We start from the raw sequence: 21,559 nt of genomic DNA on the forward strand, positions 1-21,559 counted from the left end.
AAATGGCCTCGGCCACGATGCAAGTCGCTGATCTTGCTCCCCAATGCTGACGTTCGACCAGCATCGCAAGAGGCGACGACTGTCGCATCTCTAACTGGCCTATGTGTCGCATCTCTAAAATGCCGCTACAAAAATATGTCACATAAGACTTATTATGGAACTAAGCTGCGGTTTCGGAAGTGTTGCTTTTCCCACCGAAACCGCAGCTTAGGCGGCTGTGAAAACATGTGCATAACTGCGGTTTCACCTGTTGCTTTCCCGTTTCGATATGAGACCTTTGCCGCGCAATAAAATCGCGAGGCAGCATGCCGGTCAATCTATCACACCCAACATTGCCGCCATCGCTCCGTGGCGTCGTCAGCGTGAATTCACTCGGGCTGCCGCGCTTCTTCGCAACGATTTGGTCTGACGCTCTCAATTCATGGGAACCATCGACCCGTCGGCGGCACCTGGCCGCACTGGACAGACTCTATCGAGCGGTCGAGGAACAGAGCGGCGTCGATTGTCTCGACCGTTTGATCGCAAATGCGGACTGCGATGCTTTGGAGGATTGTCTCGTCGGCTTCTTGGCGCAGCTCCGCAACGAAGCTGCCATCAAGGGGTCGGACAATACCCCGACGTGGGCAACTGCGGTTGAGTTCATAAAAGAGATGCTGCAGCAAGCCCAGAAAGGAGCTGGGCCTCGCACAAATGAAATCGCGGCGAAGATATTACGGCTCGAAACTTACTATGGCCAACTGGTGCCTAATTCGCCACGGCCGCCGCCTCCAGTCCGGGCACTTCCTCCGCTAGTCATCGAGGACCTTTACGAAATCTTCAGGCCGGATTCACCACGAAACCCGTTCAGGACTGAGACATTGCGGTGGCGCAACCTCCTGGTCTTCATGTTGCTATTGCGCCTCGGGCTTCGGCGTGGCGAAGGCGCATTACTGTACGCTTCTTCGTTCAAGGAGGACTTCGACCCTGTCGCTGGCAAGACCGTCCATTGGTTGGATGTCGAGGAAGTCGATGATCCGGACCCTCGATACGAGCAGCCCGGCCTGAAGACGGAGGCCTCACGACGCCAGCTTCCGCTACAGGAAGAGATCGTTGAACTCGTCAGGTTCTACATCCGCAACTATCGCGGACGGGCAAACCACCCACATCTTCTGATCTCGCAGAAAGGCTCACCGCTTTCGCTGCGATCCATCAGTGAAATCTTCGAGGTGGCCACTAAGGCTCTGTCCGATGAAGCCGTGCAATCTCTGAAAAAACAGAGACTTAACGGCGTATCATGTCATGATCTCCGCCATACATCTGCTGTCGTCAGGATGCGTCGGTATCAAGATACGGGCAATGACCTGGACAAGGCGCAGGAGAAGTTAAGGACGTTCTTTGGGTGGTCGAAGAAGTCGGATATGCCGCGCCTCTATGCCAAGGCCTACTTCGAAACCAGCCTGGACGAAGTCTGGGGCGAAAAGTTCGATCACTTCGTGGATGCCCTTAGGCGTACTGTTCCGGAGGCCGGACGATGAGTGTCATCGCACACAGTGTGAAGCCGGAACTACTTGAAAAATTGGCGGAAGTCTCTGCGGGGCTGCCACAACTCCCCCCGATTGTCAGATACTACGACGACTTCGCGGATGAGATGATGGCCATTCGCGACCTTGGTGATCATGACGATGTCGTTCTTCGAGTGGACGGCGTTCAATATCCTTTGAAATTTGCGCGATTCGGAGCCACTTCCGGCGTAGTGAAGCGTGTTTTGGTCGACTGGCTTCACCAATATGATCCGCATTCGATCAAGCTATGGTTCGACAGGCTCTGTAGTTACATTGGTCGCCGAGGACTGGATTCCTTCACACACCTTATCGCCTCGCACCCATTCGATGCCCGTGCCCATTGGACCTCGTTCGTTCTAGCCCAGGTGCAGGTGGACGAAGCCTCCGCGTTAAGGGCGATGTTACGATCTTTGTGTCGATTGAATATCGGGCATTGGGAGCCTTCAGCATTATCCGTTGTTCGTGCACTGCCAAGTCCGAAAGTCGACAGATATCGCGTCGTCCGCATCGGCGACTGCTTCCTGCCGCTGGATCAACAAAGCCTTATCGTCGACCACATCGACGCGATGTGCGCGGCGCTTTCGAATGGTCCGCAGTCGATAGACACCGAGGCGCTGCGGGACGTGTGCATTCTAGTCACGTCATACCAGTATGCCTTCCGTCCAGGCCAGATCGCGCGGATCGAAACGGCCGACGTACGTCTGTACTCGACTGGCGCGGTGCATGTGGCGGTCACCCGGATCAAGCAGAAGGACAACCGCAAGCGCATTCGAGAAACCCGGCGGATCAAGCGAGAGTGGGGTCCGCTCTTCAACGAGTTCGTGAAGCGGCGGGATGCAGGAAGCGTCATGCTGGAGGAGGGCGTGCCCCCTCACCTCCTCTTCGGGCTCACACCATCTGGCGTAAGCCGGGTCATACTTGAGCTTACAGCGGAGTTGACGGGCGAGGCTTGGTCGCCGACGGACCTGAGACACACGGCGGCCCAACGCCTCGCGGACGGCGGCATCTCGCACGCTGGTCTGTCGGAGTTTATGGGACACTCCAGCGACCGGGTAGCCAATGTCTACTTCGACGCATCGCCACCACAGGCCAAGCGTATCAATGATGCCCTTGCAATCTCGCCCATCTACAAGAACGTAGCCAAGATCGCGACGACGAGAACCATCGATAAGGAGATGCTTCTAGGCCTTCCGGCCGAGAAGCAGATCGGAGGTGTGCCTCACGGGATTCCTATCGCAGGAATAGGTGGTTGCAACTTGGGTCAGAACCTCTGCATGAAGAATCCGGTGGTGGCTTGCTATACCTGCTCGCAGTTCATGCCGCTCAATGATCCTGAAATCCACCAGGACGTCGTGGAGAGCCTTCGTCCGGTCGTCACTGAGTTCGCCGCCGCGTCCCGCAACAACCAGCAATCCCCTGCCTACGCTCAGTTGAAGAGCACGCTCGACGCCGCAAGACGTGTTGCCGAGGAACTGAAATCCGATGGCGGGGACGAGCCATGAACCCGTTCTATGCCGAATACATTGCCACGGCCAAGAGGCTGGCCGAAGAACGCGGCCTGAGCTGGAAGCTAGTCTTCGACGGTGAGGGCAAGGTCACCAAGGAGACGATGTGGAACCTGACGGAACTGAGGGGTGGCCTTTCCAAACCGGTCTCATGGCTTGGTCAGGTTGGCGTGGACGCCGCGCCATTCAAAAAACTGAACGAGATCAGAGTGGAAATGGGACAAGGTCTCTTGGTCGCCATGCCCCTGTCTCCCCACTGGCTGGACTTCTTCCAGGCTGTATTGATCCACCAGCTTCTCCTTGGTCAGACGAAGCCCGGAAGCGCCGTTCAAGTGGGCGCTGGCATCCGACGGCTGGCACCTGCAGCAGAGGATACACCGCCCTGGGCGGTAACCCCCGATCAAATCCAGCAGGCCTACAACGCCGTTCTTCGGTCATCGGAATCCGGCAAGCAAGCGCTCGACTTCGTGACCATGGTCAGGAACGTCATCGACAGACAAAAGCTCGCCGACATCCCTGCTCTGGCTCGTTTCTGCCAACCCTATTCCAGCAAGGAAGCGTTGGCAGCGCAGCAGCGGGCCGATGCGGTCAAAGACCGCCAAAACGCACATGGTGGCCGCAAGAGCCTGCGGCGCAGCCTGGCTGAACGGAAGTCGGCGTCGAAGCTTCCGGATGAGAAGGCCTTCTGGGAACTGGTTCGGATTGTCTTCACCGAGACGCCCCTGTCCTTCTCGGATGCGATCCGGTTTGCGGCATTTAAGGTCCAGATCATCATGGGCTTCCGGATCGGAGAGGCCGCCCTTCTTCCATTGGATTGGAAGCGTTGGCGCGAATATCTGGACGCCGACGGCCGACTGGCCGGAGAGCATGGTGGGTTCTCCCGTTCGCTGATAATCAGGTACTTCGCTGAAAAGCAGGAAGAGGACGACCTTGCCGAGGGCTTGGCCCTGTACGAGAACATCCAGCACGTCCCGCCGATGTTCGAGGAGATTTTGGTAGAGACGCTCGACCACATAGCCACCATTACCGCCCCGCTGCGGGAGCGATTGAAACGGCAGGCTGAAACAGGTCGCATCTTTCCCGAATATGCTGAGGACGCGCTCGTTCCTGCCTGGGAGATGTACGTCCGCATCACAGGAAATGCGGTGTTCTCGGACGCAGAGGTTCCGCCGCAACTGATCCAGCAATATCGCGAGAGCTACGACCCGCAGTACCTCGACACCATCCGCGATCTTCAATTAGGCGGCGGACCCGCTGGTTTGTCGCAGTTCTGGACCAATCCGGCTCAACGCAACATTCCGATCCGGACATCGGCGGGCGTGATCGAAAACGGCAGGATTAACTGGCGATTTGCATTCGTCCGCGTTGGCGATGTCGAGGAACACATCCGGGAGAACCGCGCGACGAAGCTATCCGCTACCAAGCCGACCACGACGACCGACGGTACGGTGTTTTATCCCCACGACCTCCTGTTCTTGATGCCGATCAGAAACCTCATCGAGGGGCGCAACAACGGCCTTCTCGACACGACCTTGTACTCTGCCATCGGCATTTTGGACAAAGGCCCGCTGAACGGCTCCTTGAGCGGCAAGGCAAGCGGGGAGACCCTCTTCCAGCGATACGGCCAGACGGACGAGGACCGCGCGTTGACGCTGACCTCTCATTCCCTGCGGCACCTGCAGAACACCGAGCTGTTCCGTCTCGGCGTCGCTGACACGATGATCACCAAGAAGTTCGGCCGCCGTAGCGTTCAGCAGAGCTACGAGTACGATCACCGAAGCCTTCATGAGGATATCGAGCATATCGACGTTCCTCCGGAAGCCGAAGATTCTCTCGGCGACAAGGCGCTTCAGGTCTACAAGATGATCGCCGCCAACAAGGTGCGTGGACCTATCGTCGACGAGTTCCGGCGTGTTCAACGCGAGTATGGCGACGACGCAGCCTTCGACTACCTGAATGCCGAGGCCGACGGTCTCCACGTCACGCCCTACGGGCTATGCGTGAACAGCTTCACCAGCGATCCCTGCCCGAAACATCTCGAATGCTTCAACGGCTGCCTTCATCTGGCCCGGACCGACGTAGAGGAGCACGACCATCTCGAAAAGCTGCGTGACCGCTTCGCCAAGATCATCATCCAGTTGGAATCCGTGCCCGAAGGCCGTCGATATGCTGGCTGGGCGAACCAGATTGCTCATGCCCGCATCCGCTACGAGAACATCGGCAAGGCGCTCACGACAGAGCCCGGTGAGCGCCCTTTCCCCGATGGCAAGGACCTGTCGGTGACGCCAGAGCAGAAGTTCGGTAACACCATCATCGACACCATGAACCGCCTGAGAGACCTCGATGATTGATAAGAACGCCCATCTTGAGGAACTTCTGGAGGCGATGATCGCCGAGGACGAAACCATCACCGCCAGAGCCATCGTCCGGCGCAGCGGTGACGTGTTCAAGAACGCTACTGACATCACTCGGAATGTGGACCGGCGTACCAAGTTCGAGGACGCCCAGCGAAAGCAGGAGACTATAAGGATCGCGATTGGTCGCAGCAGCGGCAAGTCTCGCACGGAGCTGGAGCGGCTGGTCAAGGAAAAGAACGCCGAGATCGACGAGCTTCAGGGCGACAGGCAGCTCGTTATCGCCTCTCATCGTTTGATGATCCTTGCTGTCGCCGAAATGGGTGGCTTCTCGAAATGGAAGCGCTTCTTCGAGGGCTACCAGGCGACCGTCGACAAGCTCGACAGCATGGATGCCATTCCTTCCGGCGAAGTCGTCGCCCTCCCTCCGAGGAAATCCTGATGGCGCGAGGAACGGGCAAGAGCGGCGTCGAAGTCGCCCAAGAACATGTCGACGCTTTGGAGTCCTATCTGGAGAACCTCGGCGAACAGCCTTTGCCCCGCTACGGTGGCATTGAGCTTAACAAGAGTGCCATCGCAAAGGCCTGCGGCTTCGACCGTCAGGTGTTCCGCACCAATCCTCGCTGCGCCGAAATCCTCGGCAATGCTGATGACCGTGATCGCAAGGCCAACCTGACGCGCCTCGAACAGGCGGAAGCGGACCGCGAGCAGAAGGCCAAGGTCGATGGCAATCAGATGGCCTTGGAAGAGGAGAACCTTCGGCTGAAGGCGGAGAATGCCTCGTTGCGTCGAGACCTGGACCGCATGAAGCGGTTGAGCGCGGTGATCGCCGAGACTGGGAGACTTCCATGATTGGGTGTTTGAAGTCTGGTCCTCGGAGCCGCGCCGTCGTGGCCCCGACAGGCCATGGGAGCTGGATCGCAGTGAATGAGGCACAGGGACCCGCGACGGCACGTCGTGGGTGGCCGCAGTGAACGGAGAGCCAGAGCCCATGGCAGGGGCCAATCAACGACGGGGTGGCGCAGAGGGGCAGACGTTCCTGGTCCTTGGTGAGCGTTCTGAGCAGTCTTCCTGGGAGCTGTCCATCACGTCAGTCCATGCCAGCCGGTTCGGCGACCATGTCATCATCGGTCGCGACGAGGCCGAGCAACTCCGCCGTGCCCTCGTTCTTTCCAAAAGGTCGCCGCGTGATCCGGCCGTCGGCGAGACGTGGCGGGTCACAGGCTCGATCCAACTCCATCCCGAGTATGGTCCGCAGCTCCATGCCGAGGTGGCCATGCCCCTCGTCACCAAGGGGCGGGCGATCATCCGTCACCTTGCCAGCGACAAGCGGTTCGTCGGTATTGGCTGGGCGACGGCGGAGAGGGTTTGGGAGCGCTTCGGCGAGACCATCTACGACATCATCCGGGATCGCGACCTGAAGGCGCTAGCGGAGGTCGTCGGGGCGGATCGGGCCATCGCCATAGTCGACGGCTTCGGCATGCTTGCCGAGGAGGTCGAAATCTTTCGGTGGCTGGATCGGTACGGCGTCTCGCCTCGTGTGGCTGGTGCTGCCGCCCGTGTTTGGGGTCTTGGAGCCATCGACCGTATCAAGGCCGACCCGTTCACGATGACATTGCTGGAGCCTTGGAAGGACGTCGATGCGAGAGCGCTCCGGCTTGGCGTCGCCCTCGACGATCCAAGACGGCTGACGGCCGCCGCCGAAGAGGCGTTGGCGATCCGCTTCCGGGCAGGGAACATGGCCTCCCCTTCCCTGGTTCTGAAGCCTCTGGTGAAACGCCTGCTGGCACCTTGGTCCGGCGATCCGGCGACTGCCATCGATCTGGCCTTGGCCAACGGTCGCGTGGTCTCACCGTCACCCGATCTTCTCCAGTCGCGAGCCTGCCGGTTCATGGAGGAGGAGGTCGCCCGACAGATCGACGAGCGCATCGGCCGTGAGATTCCAGGATTCGATGGCAAACTCGTGGTCGACGCCATGGCCAAGGTCGAGGCGGAGATCGGCTACACCCTCACTGACGCGCAGCGGGAGGCAGTCTTCATGGCGACGACCTGCGGCGTCTGCGTGATCAGCGGCGGCGCTGGCACGGGCAAGACGACAGTCGTCCGGGCTATTCTCGCTGCCTTGGAGGCCATCCGCGACCATCTGCCAGTATCGGAGCGCCATGGTGTAGAACACCTGCAAGTGGCTCTCGCGGGCCGCGCCGTCAGGCGGATCAGCGAGGCGACAGGTCGTCCGGCAAGCACGCTCTCGCGACTGGTGCACGACATCGAGGATGCAGGCCGTCGTATCGAGGCGGGGACGGTCATCTTCGACGAATCCTCCATGCTCGATACCCCGTCGATCTATCGGGTGCTCGCCCAGTTGCCCATTGAGGTCAACCTGATCTTCATCGGCGATCCCGGCCAGCTTCCGCCCATCGGCCCCGGCCTGCCCTTCCACACCATGGTGAAGGCGGTGAGCATTCCATCGGTCACCCTCGACGTCGTTCACAGGCAGGATGACGCCACCGGCATCCCTGCCGTCGCATCCGCCGTGCGCACCGGAAAGGCGGTCGGTCTGCGTCGCTTCGATCCGAACGTTGCACTGACACCTGGCGTCTATCTCTTCCCGGCGTCGAAAGACGATGTGGCTGGAAAAACCATAGCGGCCTTCCGCGCAATGTGCGGCCGGGTTCCGGCGTCTGGAAAGACGGCCGCACTCCATGAGATGGACGTCCAGATACTCACGCAGGTGAAGAACGGCCCCGCTGGATCGAAGGAGCTGAACCGCGCCATCGAGGCTGAATACATGTGCAAGCAACCCAACGTCGAGGACTGGGGCTTGAGCGTCGGCTCGAAGATCATGTGGCTGAAGAACGATTACTCGAAGGCCCCTCAACTCGACGCCGAAGGGAAGCCTGTCGTCGACAAGGTGACCGGCGAGCCGATCTGTGCCGGGTTCATGAACGGCTCGCTGGGCGTCGTTGCAAAACCCCATCCCAAAGGTGCATGGGTTCGGTTCGACGACGGTGCTGAAGACGCGATCACCACGGCCGACCTTGAGAAGCTCACGCACGGCTGGGCGATCAGCGTCCACAAGGCGCAAGGGTCGGCATTCAAACGGGTCATCATCCCCGTCGTTCGGTCGAAGCTGCTGGACCGCACCATGCTCTACACCGCTATAACTCGCGGCATAGAGACCGTCGTTCTCGTCGGCGACATCGCTCTCATCAACGAGATTGTCTTGGCGGCTCCGGCGAGCTTGCAGCGAACCACGGCGCTCCGGTTCGACGAGAACTAGCGATGGCTCACGGTGTGAGTTCGCCCGCCATCCACTCCCTTCGCATGAAGGCCCAGTCAATGAGTTCGGCCATGGACGGCCCCAGGGCCTTGCCCATCTCCGTCAGCGCGTACTCCACCTTTGGCGGCACCTGGGGATAGACGGTACGTGTCACGATCCCGTCCTTCTCCAGCTCCTTGAGTTGCTGGATGAGCATCTTCTGGTTCACGCCTTCGCACCGTCGTTCGAGTTCCGAGAAACGAAGGGCCTCCTTGGCTCCGAATAGTTGGCAGATGATGACGATCTTCCATTTGCCTTCGAGGACCCGCAGGGCGTCCGTCGTCGCGTCCGCCCACTTGCGCTGCTGCTGCGGGTCTCCGCATCTCCACTCTCGGTCCTGCGCCATACTTACCTTTTAGTGGGTAACCCACTTATCTGTCGGTTCTTGTTGAAGTCGCAGTATCCATTATCTTGGTAGGCAGCACAACAGGAGCACCAGCATGAAAATCGGCATCATCGGTATTGGCCACATCGGTGGCACTCTCGCCCGCAAGCTCGCATCGGCAGGACATGAGGTCTGGGTGGCGAACTCGAAGGGAGCCGACGCCGTCAGGCCGTTCGCCGACGAGATCGGAGCCACTGCGACGGACACGAAGGGGGCGATCTCCGGCGCGGACGCGGTCATCCTTTCAATTCCGCTTCTCGCCATCGAAAACCTGCCGAAGGACCTCTTCAAGGACCTACCCGCCAACGTCCCGGTCATCGATACCAGCAACTACTATCCGGGCCTACGTGACCCGCAGATCGCCGACCTCGACGCAGGCGAGGTCGAGAGCGTCTGGGTCTCAAGACAGGTCGGTCGCCCCATCATCAAGGCCTTCAACAACATCCTCGCGTATTCCCTGGCGGAACTGGGCCAGCCCGACGGTATGCCCGGTCGTCTGGCCGTGGCGGTCGCAGGAGACGACGCCGTCGCGAAGAAGATCGCCATGGCAATCGTGGACGAGGTAGGGTTCGATCCGGTCGACGGTGGATCGCTCGCCGAATCCTGGAGGCAGCAGCCGCTGACACCCGGATATTGCTGCGACTTCGACGCCCCCACCATGCGCAAGGCGCTCGACGCTGCAGTTGAGGGTGAGGCACCCACGAGATGGCCGGTGTTCAAGAGCAAGATGGCAACGCTGGGGCCGGACGCGACCCACGAGGACCGCGTGGCGATGAACCGTTCGTTTGCACCGCTTCGATAAAGCAACAATGGCCTTCGGTCGATCCGCAACACAGCCAGATCGTGTTGCGGATCGACGCTGAACAGAAAGCAACAAACACCGCATTCTTGGGTGTGCAACAGCCGTTACACCGAGAATCGCCTGAGTAAGCTTGCCGTGTAGGCCAAAGACATCACTCACTCACACAGCTTCAATGCCGAAACCGCACTCTTTGGAACTTCTGGGCGGTTTGCCTGCTGTGGCGTTTCGGCCTGAAACCGCGTTGTGGAAAACTGCATATAGTGCGGTTTGCCCTGTTGCGTTGATACACGCCGATGGAATGGTTGCATTCACCAAAAAACGCGAGTCACCATGCCGATCATCAATATAAGAGATGCAGCACTACCAGCGAGATGACCGGGATGGTCGAGGGCATGACGGCCCAGTTCGGCTTTAAGTCCCAATCCCTCTAAATCGGACGGTCGAATGAAAGTAGCAGACTTTCCACCCCGCCCTCGATGACGTCTCGATACGGCAGAAACCCTGCGGACAGCGAACCACGAATAGCTATTTTGTTCTCTTTAGCGTGACAGATGAAGCATTTGCAGTCTTGGGGAAAAATGGAAGGAACCACGTTCAGCACATAGGAGCGAAGCATAGCCTTCCCCAAGCCCCTCCCTATGAAACGCTCCTCACCGATAAATAGGTCGACCGCTACGCCGTCGTGCTCGCCTATCTCAGACGCGAAATCGGGATAGTTGCGAAGCAAATAGCACTGCAACATTCCAAAGGGCTTACCAGTATAACAAGCTATATGGCAATGGGTGGGATGGCTTGGGCTCAGGCGCTCAGAATACTTCCCCTGAACTTCCTCGATCGTTATCGGCGTCTTCTGATAGTGAGCCCGCATATGAGGGCTATTTAGCCATTCACACAATATCGGAAAATCTGCTTCGGTCAGTGGCCTGAAATCAATCATCTGGGGCTGTACCTTTAGGACGTGACTCGAGCATCGCATTAGGAAGGAGAAGGACGCACCATGCCTGTCGCTATTTTGATCGGAGCTTCTGGGTCGGGCAAGACCACGATTGCTCGGGCCATCTCGGAACGCTTTCGAGACAATGTCGAAGTTCTCTTCTTTGACTGGATAAGCGTGCCTGCCTTCGAGGACATGGTGAGAGAATACGGGTCGAGTGAGGCGTGGCAGCGGGCCAAGACCATTGAATGGATGAGCACGCTGGCCAAGATTGCCGAGACTGGACGGAAGGTAGTCTTCGAAGGTCAAACTCGCCTTGCATTCGTGGCTGAAGGGGCAGCGGCTGCAGGTTGGTCCGATTACATCCCAATCCTCGTTGATTGCGATGATGAGACGAGAGCGAGGCGGCTGATCATCGACCGTCAGCAGCCCGAACTCGCTAATTCCGAGATGATGAGCTGGGCGAATTATTTGAGACGAGAGGCGAAAGCGAGTGGCTGCGATATCCTTGACACCTCCGCAGTGTCGCTGGACCAAGCCGTCTCTTACGTCATTGCGCGTACCTCCGCACCCTTATGACCGATGACCGAGAGCTACCGTGAGAACGCGACGCGCGGGCTCGTTCTCCGCAAGGATGACTGAGCGTTTCGCCAAGGGCGATATCGAGCTTCGGAAGATTTATGAAGAACTGATGGCGGTAAATATTGAACGGGCTTGCAGGCGTTATGCGGCCTTGGCGATGTCGAGGATAGCCCAATTCCGGCTCCACCGCTTGGCCTCACAGAGGCAGGAATGGGCCTCGCCCATCAGATCGGAAAGCGGCCATTCGTCGACTACTGAGCCGCCAATTGCGCACGGGATAGCTCCTGCGCGCAAAACACCGTTTTCAGCAGAAACGCGGCATGCGGCGGCTCGCGCCGCGCCACGGCGACTATGCTCTCATTAGAGTTTCCGAAGCTTCGAAATCGGCCGCGGTCCAGGCATAGAGAAGCCGCCGGATTTTGAGGCAGCTTTAGGCAGAGGCGGCGGAAATTCGATCGGCTTGCGCTCCGCCCGGCAATCGCGGTAAGGCTACGCGATGGACGATAATGTCATCAAGTTTCGCAAGCCCAAGCCGCCTCGCCTGCCAGATCCCCGTCTTCGCAAGATCCTCATTGTGCTAGGCGTGCTTGCTTTGTTTGCAGCAGCTTGGTTCTATTTCGCGTTCGTCGGCACCCCGATGGCCCCTTAAGTCTCCACTCTTCTGGCTGCGGGCAGCTTCGAAAAGCGGGTTACCTTTACAGCGCAGAAGCCGTGACGCTAACGCGCTTCCGCCAGTTCGGCCGTCGCGAATTTCAAGACGTCGTAAATTCATCGCCGTCGCTCCAGCCTCAACTCTTCGATCACCTTTGTGATGAGATGGCCGGCCTCGATGTTACGCCGTTGGCGCGGCGGTGGTATCGGTGGCACGATCCGGTGTCGAAAGGCCGCAAGATGCGTCAGCGCCGCCACGGCCACGGTGATGTTGCAATGATTCCAGCCTGCAGAAGTCGAACCATCGAAACTGCCTGTCACGAAACGCTGCCCTCCCCGCTCACATCTTCAAACAACCCGAGCAGACCGCTCAGGATATTCATCGGCGATGGAGGACATCCTGGAATATGCAGATCGACGGGCACGACCTTGGAAACCCCGCCGATCACAGCATAACTGCCAGCGAAGCAGCCTCCATCGCGCGCGCAGCCGCCGAGGGCAACCACCCATTTGGGATCGGGGGTGGCGTTGTATGTCCGTTCGAGGGCCTGCGCCATGTTCCGGGTCACCGGGCCGGTAACCAGCAGAACATCGGCATGCCGCGGCGAGGCGACAAAACGGAGACCGAAGCGCTCGATATCGTAAAAAGCATTGCTAAGGGCATGCATTTCCAGCTCGCAGCCGTTGCACGACCCGGCGTCGACGGCGCGGATCGACAGGCTGCGCCCAAGCCGGCGTCGCGCGCTCCTTTCGATGGCAGCGGCGAGCTCTGTCATCGCAGCCGCGGAAACCGGCGGTGCCGGTTCCGTCAGTGGCGGCCGGATGAGACTTTCGAAGAGGAGCTTGCGCATGATTGGCTGCCTTCAGAGATCATGACCGGAATATGAACAGTTGAAAGACTTGTTGCAGAGGGGGAAGTCCGCAACGATATTGCCTTCGATCGCCGCCTCCAGCAGCGGCCATTGAAACCAGGATGGATCGCGCAAATGGCAGCGGTCGATCCTGCCGCTTTCGGCAAGACGAAGCCAGACCAACACGTCGCCGCGAAAGCCTTCGACAAGCGCCATGCCCTCCCGGTTCTCATTGATGACGGGAATATCGGTCAGGGTCGGACCGTCCGGCAACCGGTCGAGGATCTGGCCCAGCAGTGACAGGCTCTGCTCGACTTCGCGAATGCGGATCCAGACGCGGGCGTTTACATCGCCCTCGTTCAACACCGGAACTTCGAAGGCGAGCTGATCATAGGGCGGATAACGCAGGGTATCCCGGGCGTCGAAGCCGCGCCCCGAGGCGCGCCCGACATAGCCGCCGGCGCCATAACGGCGGGCGAGTTCCGGTTTCAGCGTGCCGGCGCCGACGGTGCGATCCTGAAGCGACGCTGTGTTGTCGTAGAGCTCGACTAATGCCGGGAACTTCTGCCCGATCTCCGTGGCGACGGCTCGCAGAGCCGTGATGCCTTCATCGTCCAGATCGGCAGTGACACCGCCGGGCGTGATGCGGTCGCGCATCAGGCGATGGCCGAAGGCGGCGTCGGCCGCACGCAGCACACGCTCGCGCAGCACGCCGCAGTGGGCGTGCATGAGGGAGAACGCGGCATCGTTGCAGATGGCGCCGACGTCGCCGAGATGGTTAGCGAGCCGTTCGAGCTCGGCCATGAGCGCGCGCAGCCAGACGGCGCGCGGCGGGACTTCGAGCTGTGCGGCGGCCTCGACCGCCCGCGAAAAAGCATAGGCATAGGCGACCGTACTATCGCCGGAGGTTCGGCCGGCGAGTTGTGCAGCCCGCTCGAGGCTTGCCCCCGTCATGAGCGCCTCGATTCCCTTGTGGACATATCCGAGGCGCTCTTCGAGGCGGACGATCGTCTCGCCGTTGGCGGTGAACCGGAAATGCCCCGGCTCGATGATGCCGGCGTGCACCGGGCCGACCGGGATCTGGTGTAGGCTTTCGCCTTCCGCGCGCAAGAACGTGTAAGGAGCGGCTCCAGGCGAAGCTTCCGGGCTCCTAGCCAAGGGAAATCGCAGGCCCCAGCGGCCGTGATCGAGCCACGGACGCGGATCCGGCAGATCCTGTGGTGCGAGTCCGGTAAGATCATGGATCGTGCGTTCCAGCCGGAGGGCCGGAGAATGGTATTGTCCGACCGAAGGATAGCTGCCGTCCAGTCCGTCCAGTCCGATTACACCGATTATACCTGCAGATTCGTCGAGTAGAGCCATGTGAACGGCGTTCGCCTCTCCCCAGAGGCCGAGCAGGGTCCAGTATCCTTCCGCGAGCGCCGCAGATGCTGATGTCCAGACGGCTGTGCCGACGATCGCACGCCGCCACGGGCGGTGGTGTTGAACTGCACGGCCCTCGCGGATGAGATCGGTCAGTGCTTGCATTGAACCGCTCCCATCATCGAAGAAGGATGGCTATGTGCTGGAACCAGGCGACCAGCGGTGGTGGAAGGTAGATGCCCGCGCCCAGCACCAGTGCGAGGTGGGAATACATCGGTATGTAGGAAGCCTCGGCCGGCGCGATGCTTCCGCGTGGCTGGCCGAAAGCGACGCCGGTGAGCCGCAGCAGCAATGCGCCAAAGGCGACCAGAAGTCCGAAGACGAGCGGGATGGCGAGCAATGGCTCCTTTGCAAAGGTGGAACTCACGACCAGGAATTCGCTCATGAAAATTCCGAGCGGCGGCAGGCCGGCAATGGCGACCACTCCGATCACCAGTCCCCAGCCAAGGGCCGGATGGGTTTCGGTGAGGCCGCGGATGCTGGAAAGCCTCTGTGTGCCTTTGATCTGGGCGATGTGGCCGACGGCAAAGAAGATCGCGGATTTTGTCAGGGAGTGCATGACCATATGCAACAGCCCGCCGAAATTGGCGAGCGGCCCGCCCAGACCGAAGGCGAAGACAATGATGCCCATATGCTCGATCGAAGAGTAGGCGAACATGCGTTTGATGTCTCGACGGCGATAGAGCATGAACGCTGCGAAGATGAGCGACGTGAGCCCCATCGTCATCATCAGCGGTCCGGGAGCGATCGCCTCGGGGTTGGCTGCGAGCAGTATCTTGAAGCGCAGCACCGCGTAGAGCGCGACATTCAGGAGAAGGCCGGAGAGCACAGCCGAGATCGGCGTCGGCCCCTCGGCATGCGCGTCCGGCAGCCAGGCATGCAAAGGTGCGAGACCGACCTTGGTGCCGTAGCCGAGCAGCAGAAATATGAAGGCGACGTTGAGAAGTGCTGGGTCGAACGTGGCGGCGTGCGTGATCAGGATGGTCCAGACCATCGCATCGTAACCTTCACCGACGACCGGCTGGGCCACGAGATAGACAAGGATGGTTCCGAAGAGCGCAAACGCAATGCCGACGCTTCCCAGAATAAAATATTTCCAGGCGGCCTCGAGCGCTTCATGCGTGCGGTAGATACCGACCATCAGCACGGTGGTGAGCGTCGCAAGTTCGACGGCGACCCACATCAGGCCGATATTGTTCGAGACGAATGCGAGATTCATGCCGAACATCATGATCTGATACATGGCGTGGTAGAAACGGAGGTTCACGGGTGTCAACCGGCCGGTTTCCAATTCGTGCGCGATGTAGCTGGCGCTGAACACACTGGTGGTAAAACCCACGAAGGTATTGAGCACGATGAAGACGATGTTGAGATCGTCGACGAGGAGATATTGCCCCGGCGCAGGCCGTTCGGCCACCAGCATGGAAAGAGCGGCAAGCAAGGTGAGCAGGCTCGCGAACACGTTCAGCCGCGCCGTCGTTCTATAACCGGGCAGAAGCGCCAGAAGAACTGCCGACGCGATCGGTATCAGGAGGACGGCCGTCACCGCGTCGAAAACCGGGACGGAGGAAAAAACGCTCATTTCCGCCGTCTCCCCTTGAAATCATCGAGCGCGCGGACATCCACCGTGTCGAACCGTTCGCGGATGCGGAACAGGAAAACGCCGATCACGATGAAGGCGATCAGGATCGAGAAGGCGACGCTGATCTCGACGACCAGCGGCATACCCTTGGCGCCGGTTGCTGCAAGAACCAGTCCGTTTTCGAGCGACATGAACCCGACGACCTGGCTGACGGCATTGCGGCGCGTCACCATGATGAGCAGCCCGAGCAGCAGGACCGACAATGCGAAGGCCAGATCTTCGCGTGCCAGCGGATCGGCTTCCGTCGTCACGCGCAGCATGACCGCCATCGCCAGCGCGATCAATCCTATGCCGGCGAGCATTGTAGGGCCGATGCCAACCACCGTCTCGATCTCGCGATGGATGCCGAGTTGACGGATCATGCGGTGGAGCGCCACGGGGATGATGATGGCCTTGAAGACGAGGGCGATCGCCGCCGTCATATAGAGATGCGGCGCATCCTGAACGAAGGCCTGCCAGGCGACCGACAGCGTCAGCACCAGCGAGTGCAGCGCAAAGACGTTGAGCAGCGCGTAGAGACGGTCCTGATAGAGCATCATCATGCTGACCAGCACCAGACCGCCGGCGAGCATGTGGGCAATGTCGAAGGTAAGACCGTTCATCACAGGCTCCTCGAGACGAATAGCAGGAGGGTCGCGAGCAGGCCAAGCATGAGTGCTGCCCCCAGGAATTCGGGTACGCGGAAAATCCTCATCTTGGCGGTCGCGGTTTCGAACAGGGCAAGGAGCGCGCCGCCGACCGCGAGCTTTGCCAGATAGGCGAACATCCCGACCGCATAGGCGGCCGGACCGGCTGCCAGGGCCGCCAGCTTCCACGGCACGAAGATGCAGGCAATCAGCGAGATGTAGAGCAGCAGTTTTAGCGATGCCGCCAGTTCGATCATCGCGAGATGGCGCCCCGAATATTCCAGCACCATCGCTTCGTGCACCATGGTGAGTTCGAGATGGGTCGCCGGGTTGTCGACCGGGATGCGGGCATTCTCGGCGATCGCCACCATGATGAGCGCGATGAGTGCGATCCCCAGCGAAACGCGCAATCCGACCTCGGGAAACGTCATAAAGGCGGCAATGGTCGAAAGCTGGGTCGAGCCGGCGACGAGGGCGAGCGTGAAGATGACGAGCATCATCGAGGGCTCGGCCAGCGTCGCGATCATCACCTCCCGGCTTGATCCGAGGCCGCCGAAGCTGGTGCCGGTATCCATGCCGGCGAGCGCCAGAAAGAAGCGCGCGCTGCCAAGCAATGCAATGATGGCAATCAGGTCTGCTGTCCAGCTGAAGATGAGGCCTGTGGCGAAAGTGGGGATGATCGCGGCCGCGACCCAGGTCACGGCAAAGATCAGATAGGGCGCCACTCTAAACAGCCAGGAGGCGTTCTCGGCCAGCACCACGTCTTTGCGCAGGAGCCGCAGGAGATCGCGGTAGGGCTGGATCAGGGAGGCGCCTTGCCTGCGCAGTAATCGCGCCTTGAGCTTGCGGATGAAACCGCTGAGGAGCGGTGCCAACAGCACCACGAGCGCCATTTGGAAAGCCTGGGCGAGGAGAGCGGACATCACGACCATAGCGCCAGCACCAGGAGTAGAAAGACGAGCGCGAGGAAGACCAGGCTCAGGTAGCGGCGAATGGTAAGGAACTGCAGGTGGTTGAGCTTTTCAGCAGCGAAGCCGACGGCGCCAACGATCGGCAGGTAAAGCCCTTCCCAGATCAGGTCACGCGTCTCGACAGTAAGACGCGCCGGCCGGAGATCGCCGGGCAACGGCATGTCGACTCGCTCGCGGACGCGGAAAATCAAGGTCCCGAAGACACGGCGAACGGGCTGGGCAAAACTGCCGGCGCCATATTGGCTCACCGGGTTGATCTCTGGAAAGCCGCAATCCCAGGCGGGTGCCCGGCGGAGCCGCCGCGACGCAAAACGGTGGATCAGATAGGCCGTCAGCGAGGCCGAGAACAGAGTGAACAGGAAGACCAGAAGGCCGTTGTAGGAGCTGCGGCTCTCAGCAATCGGCACGATCGACAGCCATGGAATATCCGCCTGCACAGGCATCCGGTCGCCGATCAGCGACAGCGTCACGGGTGCGAGGCCGTCGATGACGATCCCCGGAAGGATACCGGCAAGAAGGCACAACGCCGCCAACACCGACATCGCCGTAAGCGAAAAGCGGTCGACCTCCAGCGCCTGTTCGGCGACGGTGCTGCGAGGACGACCGAGAAACGTAACGCCGAACACTTTGACAAAACAGGCCGCGGCGAGCGCTGCCGATAGCGCAAGCAAGCCTCCAACCGCCGGCACCAAAATCTTCAAACCCCATTGCGGGAGAGCCGGGCTTTCGAGGATCGCCTGGAACGTCAACCACTCTGAAGCGAAACCGTTGAACGGCGGCAGCGCCGAGATCGCGACGCAGCCGACGAGAAATGCGATGCTGGTGACGGGCATGCGATGGATTAGGCCACCGAGCTTGTCCATGTTGCGCTCGCCCGTCGCCGTTAGCACCGCGCCGGCGCCGAAGAAAAGAAGGCTCTTGAAGAAGGAATGGTTGAGAACATGGAACAGAGCGGCGGTCAGCGCCAACGCGGCGGCCAGTTCCATGCCATTCGTCTTGAAGGCAAGCGCCAGGCCGAGGCTGGCGAAGATCACGCCGATATTCTCGATCGTGCTGTAGGCGAGCAACCGCTTGAGGTCCGTCTCCAGCATCGCCTGGAGGATACCAAGCACCGCTGTGCCAGCGCCGAGCATGAGGACGATGATGCCCGACCACCATGCCGGCGCGGCGATTAGATCGAAGACCACCCGGATAAAGCCATAGACGGCAACCTTTGTCATGACGCCGCTCATCAGCGCGGAGACGTGGCTGGGTGCTGCAGGATGTGCCAGTGGCAGCCAGACATGCAGTGGCACGAGACCAGCCTTCGAACCGGCGCCGAACAACAGCAGGATGAGCACGAGGCCGGCTGTCGAGGGGGTATAGGCAACCCCGCGCATCGCGGTAAAGCCATAATTGCCGTTCGCCCCTGCAAGGAGACCGAAGGCAAGCAACAGCGCGAGCGTGCCGAAGCTTGCCATGACGATGTAGAGGTAGCCGGCCCTTCGATTGTCGGCGTCACGGTGGTGCGCCATCACCAGCGCCCAGGATGCAAGCGACATAAACTCCCAGGAGATGAGAAAGGTGAAGGCATCGTCCGCCAGAATCACCAAGTTCATGCCGGCGAGGAAGGCCGGGAAGAACGGCAGCACCCGATGCACAGCATGCTCGTGACGGCCATAGCCGAGAGCGTAGAGACTGGCGAGCAGCCCGGCGAGATCGACGACCACGAGGAAAAAGGCCGCAAGCGCGTCGAGCCGGAAATGCGCACCGAGCCACGGCAAGCCGAGGGGAAGGATGGTCGTTGATGCTAGGGGCGCTACGCCAGCAGAGGAAAGTTGAACGAGCGCAATCGCAAAGGCGGCACCCGAAGCCCCAAGGCTGGCACTGTAAATTACCCGTGTCGCCCAGTTCGATCTGGCGATAGCGACGGCCAAGATCGCCGTTCCCAAGAAGGCCGCCGTACACATAAGCAAGGCGACTGCAGGCGTCATGGCCGCGTCCTCGTTCCACGTGCGGGCGCGAGTTTGGGTTTCCGCCGGAGCGGCTCGACACTGGCGGCTACCTTCAGCCGCACTCCGCGCCCGCCATCTTTGCTGACCGCTCCTTCGTTAATGACCTCGATGCCGGCGGTGTCCAGCGCCGCGAGTAGCCGCATCAGCGAATCCACGTTGCCGCGCACAACCTGGCTGCTTGCTTCCATGCGTTGAACGGTTGGAACCGAAATTCCAGCGAGTTCGGCCAACTGACGCTGGTCGATACCGAGCAGGGCTCTGGCGGCCCGCAGCTGAGCGGCAGTAATCACGATTGAACCATCGCTAATCTCACCAAGGCTCTAATATTCAAAGTCTATGACCTCTCTATTGATGTTTCAAATCAAAATTGCGAGGTTATGTAGATCACGCTCGGAGCGATGTCGGGTTGGAATAACGAGGGACATGCCTAGATCATCCAAGACGAATCCATTGTCTTTTATAGGCACGTTCCGTTTCTTGCTTTCCGTTCATCCTCGCGGGGACCCCGTGATAGTCACCGCCGAGGAAGCGCCTACCGCTATGGCCGCATGAACGTCTGCATCTCCTCGGTGTTGTTTTGCTCGTGGACCGTCTCGAACCTCTGGCTGACGCGCTGACCGTCGCCCGGAGGACGGTCGTTATTGCGCGCCAGAGCGTTATCGTGGGGCTTGGGGTTTTCAATCGCTGGGATGATTGCCGCCGCCTGGGGAGTTCTTCTGCCTCTGCAGGGTGCGTTGCTGAGGAAGCACTCGATGTCGCTGTGATCCTCAACGCCTTGCGAGCGCTACGGCCTTCAGGATCGAAAGCTGGATACGGCCGTGACCCTGCCCGCCTGAAAAAGGGCGTGCAATGATCATCACTGAAATGAAATGGCGGGAATGCGTAGATTTCCAGTCCGGCCACAGGCTTGGCAGGGTGGTATGCGCGAAGGACGACTGGGCATATGTAGTCCCGATATATTATGCCTTCACCAAAAAACTGGTTTTGCGGGTTCTCACTCTCCGCCAGAAGGTTGAGTGGATGCGCGTGATCGTGCAGGAACTTACGGCAAGATAGGCCATTAGTGACGAATGGAAGCCGGACGAGGTGGCATGACTACCGGAGTGTCTTTGCCCGCGCATGACTCATGTCTGGTTGATCCGGATCAATGTCGGCCGAGTAGAATTCTGCAGAGTGGGCGAGTGACTTCACAAGGGATCAGACGATGCTCAGAGCCAAACGCGACGGCCTGGGAGGCGAGCCAGGCAAGGCAATTCCTTCTCTCGGCGAAATCGAAGGGCGGATGATGATTCTCGAACTCGTCGCCGTAACGGCGCTCACGCGTCTTCTTCGCCTTCATGATGCCCAAGAACGATTGGCCCTGATGGAAGCGATACGGCATGTCGTCGACCGCAAATGCCGTGATGCCAAACTGTGCAGCCCCGATATCTCATCGGCCGAGAAATATGCGGAGGAATTACTGAAAAGCGCGCAGGAGCAGGCCGACGATCTCGATGCCATCCGCGATTCTTCAAGATGAAATAAGGAGAAACCTGCACTACAGGCTCAGGGCACCATGACAACTAAGCAAAGGAGCGCATCAATGACCATTGATCCAGGTTGCTCGCGGACTGGCGAGGCATTGCTTGCCGGAGCAGGATGTCCCGTCCCGCATCACTACGACTGCGACCTCGCGCTCGACAGGATAACAGTCGATCAATGGGAAATTTCAATCCGCTCGCCCCGCGCCGACGCCTGGGTTCGTAAGGAACTCTGCGAACCGTTGGGTCATTGTCTCGGCGGAAGCATCATCGTCGACGTTTTGAGCGCGGATCGACTTATCAAAAGTGCACGGGCTCAGGGTTTTCGCATTGAGTTCGTGGGGCTCGGCGGCAAAGATCTCCTTTAGGAATTCTCAGCGGCTGTCAGCAGACTGAGCAACTCGGGGGCCTCTCCTATCGGCCATCCTGGTTCTGTTTTGACTGCCAATATTTCATAGCG

At 59.9% G+C, this 21,559-nt stretch carries 19 protein-coding genes and 1 pseudogene; 11 read left to right on the forward strand and 9 right to left on the reverse strand.

Annotation, left to right across the window (positions count from 1 at the left end; translation table 11 throughout):
* The first annotated feature begins 305 nt into the window (after window positions 1–305).
* The 6 genes from ACZ9BX_RS30235 to ACZ9BX_RS30260 all read left to right on the forward strand — a co-directional run bounded on the left by ACZ9BX_RS30235 (window position 306) and on the right by ACZ9BX_RS30260 (window position 8,680).
* A complete protein-coding gene (locus ACZ9BX_RS30235) occupies window positions 306–1,514 on the forward strand; it encodes a tyrosine-type recombinase/integrase (protein ID WP_476221938.1) in 1,209 nt (402 codons plus the stop codon).
* Entirely contained in the window at window positions 1,511–3,043 is a 1,533-nt protein-coding gene (locus tag ACZ9BX_RS30240; protein ID WP_476221939.1) for a tyrosine-type recombinase/integrase, read from the forward strand. The genes ACZ9BX_RS30235 and ACZ9BX_RS30240 overlap by 4 nt, the downstream gene beginning before the upstream one ends.
* Window positions 3,040–5,397, forward strand: coding sequence for a hypothetical protein (locus ACZ9BX_RS30245; RefSeq protein WP_476221941.1), 2,358 nt, complete (start codon window positions 3,040–3,042; stop codon window positions 5,395–5,397). Before ACZ9BX_RS30240 ends, ACZ9BX_RS30245 begins: the two co-directional genes overlap by 4 nt.
* Window positions 5,390–5,842 carry a hypothetical protein gene (locus tag ACZ9BX_RS30250; protein WP_476221942.1) on the forward strand — a complete coding sequence of 151 codons (453 nt, stop codon included), beginning with the start codon at window positions 5,390–5,392 and terminating at the stop codon, window positions 5,840–5,842. Before ACZ9BX_RS30245 ends, ACZ9BX_RS30250 begins: the two co-directional genes overlap by 8 nt.
* Complete coding sequence (locus ACZ9BX_RS30255) at window positions 5,842–6,252, forward strand: hypothetical protein (protein ID WP_476221943.1); 411 nt, start codon at window positions 5,842–5,844, stop codon at window positions 6,250–6,252. The genes ACZ9BX_RS30250 and ACZ9BX_RS30255 overlap by 1 nt, the downstream gene beginning before the upstream one ends.
* A gap of 139 nt (window positions 6,253–6,391) precedes the next feature.
* Window positions 6,392–8,680: an AAA family ATPase gene (locus ACZ9BX_RS30260; RefSeq protein WP_476221944.1), complete on the forward strand. Its 2,289-nt coding sequence runs from the start codon at window positions 6,392–6,394 to the stop codon at window positions 8,678–8,680.
* A gap of 7 nt (window positions 8,681–8,687) precedes the next feature.
* Here the strand turns inward: ACZ9BX_RS30260 and ACZ9BX_RS30265 are convergent, their stop codons facing one another.
* Window positions 8,688–9,065 (reverse strand): winged helix-turn-helix transcriptional regulator, encoded by a 378-nt coding sequence (locus tag ACZ9BX_RS30265; RefSeq protein WP_012757092.1) that lies wholly within the window; start codon window positions 9,063–9,065, stop codon window positions 8,688–8,690.
* A gap of 55 nt (window positions 9,066–9,120) precedes the next feature.
* On the opposite strand from ACZ9BX_RS30265, the gene ACZ9BX_RS30270 reads away from it, so the two are divergent.
* Complete coding sequence (locus ACZ9BX_RS30270) at window positions 9,121–9,906, forward strand: NADPH-dependent F420 reductase (protein WP_476223089.1); 786 nt, start codon at window positions 9,121–9,123, stop codon at window positions 9,904–9,906.
* A 427-nt stretch (window positions 9,907–10,333) separates the two neighbouring features.
* Here ACZ9BX_RS30270 and ACZ9BX_RS30275 read toward each other — a convergent pair whose 3' ends face one another.
* Window positions 10,334–10,843: a GNAT family N-acetyltransferase gene (locus ACZ9BX_RS30275; protein ID WP_476221945.1), complete on the reverse strand. Its 510-nt coding sequence runs from the start codon at window positions 10,841–10,843 to the stop codon at window positions 10,334–10,336.
* A 60-nt stretch (window positions 10,844–10,903) separates the two neighbouring features.
* On the opposite strand from ACZ9BX_RS30275, the gene ACZ9BX_RS30280 reads away from it, so the two are divergent.
* Entirely contained in the window at window positions 10,904–11,419 is a 516-nt protein-coding gene (locus ACZ9BX_RS30280; protein WP_476221946.1) for an AAA family ATPase, read from the forward strand.
* 971 nt (window positions 11,420–12,390) lie between these two features.
* Here the strand turns inward: ACZ9BX_RS30280 and ACZ9BX_RS30285 are convergent.
* The 7 genes from ACZ9BX_RS30285 to ACZ9BX_RS30315 are packed head-to-tail and all read right to left on the reverse strand — an operon-like array spanning window position 12,391 to window position 19,869.
* Window positions 12,391–12,924: an NADH-quinone oxidoreductase subunit B family protein gene (locus tag ACZ9BX_RS30285; RefSeq protein WP_476221948.1), complete on the reverse strand. Its 534-nt coding sequence runs from the start codon at window positions 12,922–12,924 to the stop codon at window positions 12,391–12,393.
* Between the two features lie 12 nt (window positions 12,925–12,936).
* Entirely contained in the window at window positions 12,937–14,451 is a 1,515-nt protein-coding gene (locus ACZ9BX_RS30290) for a hydrogenase large subunit (RefSeq protein ID WP_476221949.1), read from the reverse strand.
* Between the two features lie 13 nt (window positions 14,452–14,464).
* Window positions 14,465–15,928 carry a hydrogenase 4 subunit F gene (locus ACZ9BX_RS30295; protein ID WP_476221950.1) on the reverse strand — a complete coding sequence of 488 codons (1,464 nt, stop codon included), beginning with the start codon at window positions 15,926–15,928 and terminating at the stop codon, window positions 14,465–14,467.
* Window positions 15,925–16,590, reverse strand: a complete 666-nt coding sequence (locus tag ACZ9BX_RS30300; RefSeq protein WP_132568871.1) for a hydrogenase-4 component E — start codon at window positions 16,588–16,590, stop codon at window positions 15,925–15,927. Before ACZ9BX_RS30300 ends, ACZ9BX_RS30295 begins: the two co-directional genes overlap by 4 nt.
* The gene (locus tag ACZ9BX_RS30305; RefSeq protein ID WP_476221951.1) at window positions 16,590–17,546 is read right to left on the reverse strand and encodes a respiratory chain complex I subunit 1 family protein; all 957 of its coding nucleotides are present in this window, start codon (window positions 17,544–17,546) and stop codon (window positions 16,590–16,592) included. Before ACZ9BX_RS30305 ends, ACZ9BX_RS30300 begins: the two co-directional genes overlap by 1 nt.
* Window positions 17,537–19,558, reverse strand: coding sequence for a hydrogenase 4 subunit B (gene hyfB, locus ACZ9BX_RS30310; protein ID WP_476221952.1), 2,022 nt, complete (start codon window positions 19,556–19,558; stop codon window positions 17,537–17,539). The genes ACZ9BX_RS30305 and hyfB overlap by 10 nt, the downstream gene beginning before the upstream one ends.
* Entirely contained in the window at window positions 19,555–19,869 is a 315-nt protein-coding gene (locus ACZ9BX_RS30315) for a helix-turn-helix domain-containing protein (protein ID WP_087004451.1), read from the reverse strand. The genes hyfB and ACZ9BX_RS30315 overlap by 4 nt, the downstream gene beginning before the upstream one ends.
* A 281-nt stretch (window positions 19,870–20,150) precedes the next feature.
* Between ACZ9BX_RS30315 and ACZ9BX_RS30320 the strand changes: the two are divergent.
* The 3 genes and pseudogenes from ACZ9BX_RS30320 to ACZ9BX_RS30330 form a co-directional block, all read left to right on the forward strand.
* Window positions 20,151–20,432: pseudogene (locus ACZ9BX_RS30320) on the forward strand (heavy metal translocating P-type ATPase); the annotation flags it as partial.
* A gap of 351 nt (window positions 20,433–20,783) precedes the next feature.
* A complete protein-coding gene (locus ACZ9BX_RS30325) occupies window positions 20,784–21,098 on the forward strand; it encodes a hypothetical protein (protein ID WP_476221953.1) in 315 nt (104 codons plus the stop codon).
* A 63-nt stretch (window positions 21,099–21,161) separates the two neighbouring features.
* Window positions 21,162–21,467 carry a hypothetical protein gene (locus ACZ9BX_RS30330; protein WP_476221954.1) on the forward strand — a complete coding sequence of 102 codons (306 nt, stop codon included), beginning with the start codon at window positions 21,162–21,164 and terminating at the stop codon, window positions 21,465–21,467.
* Window positions 21,468–21,559: the final 92 nt, after the last annotated feature.

Source organism: Rhizobium sp. USDA 3886, from assembly GCF_056279785.1.

Excerpts from the sequence above, each read along its gene's own strand:
- ACZ9BX_RS30235 (WP_476221938.1), top strand. The coding sequence starts at position 306 with ATGCCGGTCAATCTATCACACCCAACATTGCCGCCATCGCTCCGTGGC.
- ACZ9BX_RS30240 (WP_476221939.1), top strand. The coding sequence starts at position 1,511 with ATGAGTGTCATCGCACACAGTGTGAAGCCGGAACTACTTGAAAAATTG.
- ACZ9BX_RS30245 (WP_476221941.1), top strand. The coding sequence starts at position 3,040 with ATGAACCCGTTCTATGCCGAATACATTGCCACGGCCAAGAGGCTGGCC.
- ACZ9BX_RS30250 (WP_476221942.1), top strand. The coding sequence starts at position 5,390 with ATGATTGATAAGAACGCCCATCTTGAGGAACTTCTGGAGGCGATGATC.
- ACZ9BX_RS30255 (WP_476221943.1), top strand. The coding sequence starts at position 5,842 with ATGGCGCGAGGAACGGGCAAGAGCGGCGTCGAAGTCGCCCAAGAACAT.
- ACZ9BX_RS30260 (WP_476221944.1), top strand. The coding sequence starts at position 6,392 with ATGGCAGGGGCCAATCAACGACGGGGTGGCGCAGAGGGGCAGACGTTC.
- ACZ9BX_RS30265 (WP_012757092.1), bottom strand. The coding sequence starts at position 9,065 with ATGGCGCAGGACCGAGAGTGGAGATGCGGAGACCCGCAGCAGCAGCGC.
- ACZ9BX_RS30275 (WP_476221945.1), bottom strand. The coding sequence starts at position 10,843 with ATGATTGATTTCAGGCCACTGACCGAAGCAGATTTTCCGATATTGTGT.
- ACZ9BX_RS30280 (WP_476221946.1), top strand. The coding sequence starts at position 10,904 with ATGCCTGTCGCTATTTTGATCGGAGCTTCTGGGTCGGGCAAGACCACG.
- ACZ9BX_RS30285 (WP_476221948.1), bottom strand. The coding sequence starts at position 12,924 with ATGCGCAAGCTCCTCTTCGAAAGTCTCATCCGGCCGCCACTGACGGAA.
- ACZ9BX_RS30290 (WP_476221949.1), bottom strand. The coding sequence starts at position 14,451 with ATGCAAGCACTGACCGATCTCATCCGCGAGGGCCGTGCAGTTCAACAC.
- ACZ9BX_RS30295 (WP_476221950.1), bottom strand. The coding sequence starts at position 15,928 with ATGAGCGTTTTTTCCTCCGTCCCGGTTTTCGACGCGGTGACGGCCGTC.
- ACZ9BX_RS30300 (WP_132568871.1), bottom strand. The coding sequence starts at position 16,590 with ATGAACGGTCTTACCTTCGACATTGCCCACATGCTCGCCGGCGGTCTG.
- ACZ9BX_RS30305 (WP_476221951.1), bottom strand. The coding sequence starts at position 17,546 with ATGGTCGTGATGTCCGCTCTCCTCGCCCAGGCTTTCCAAATGGCGCTC.
- hyfB (WP_476221952.1), bottom strand. The coding sequence starts at position 19,558 with ATGACGCCTGCAGTCGCCTTGCTTATGTGTACGGCGGCCTTCTTGGGA.
- ACZ9BX_RS30325 (WP_476221953.1), top strand. The coding sequence starts at position 20,784 with ATGCTCAGAGCCAAACGCGACGGCCTGGGAGGCGAGCCAGGCAAGGCA.
- ACZ9BX_RS30330 (WP_476221954.1), top strand. The coding sequence starts at position 21,162 with ATGACCATTGATCCAGGTTGCTCGCGGACTGGCGAGGCATTGCTTGCC.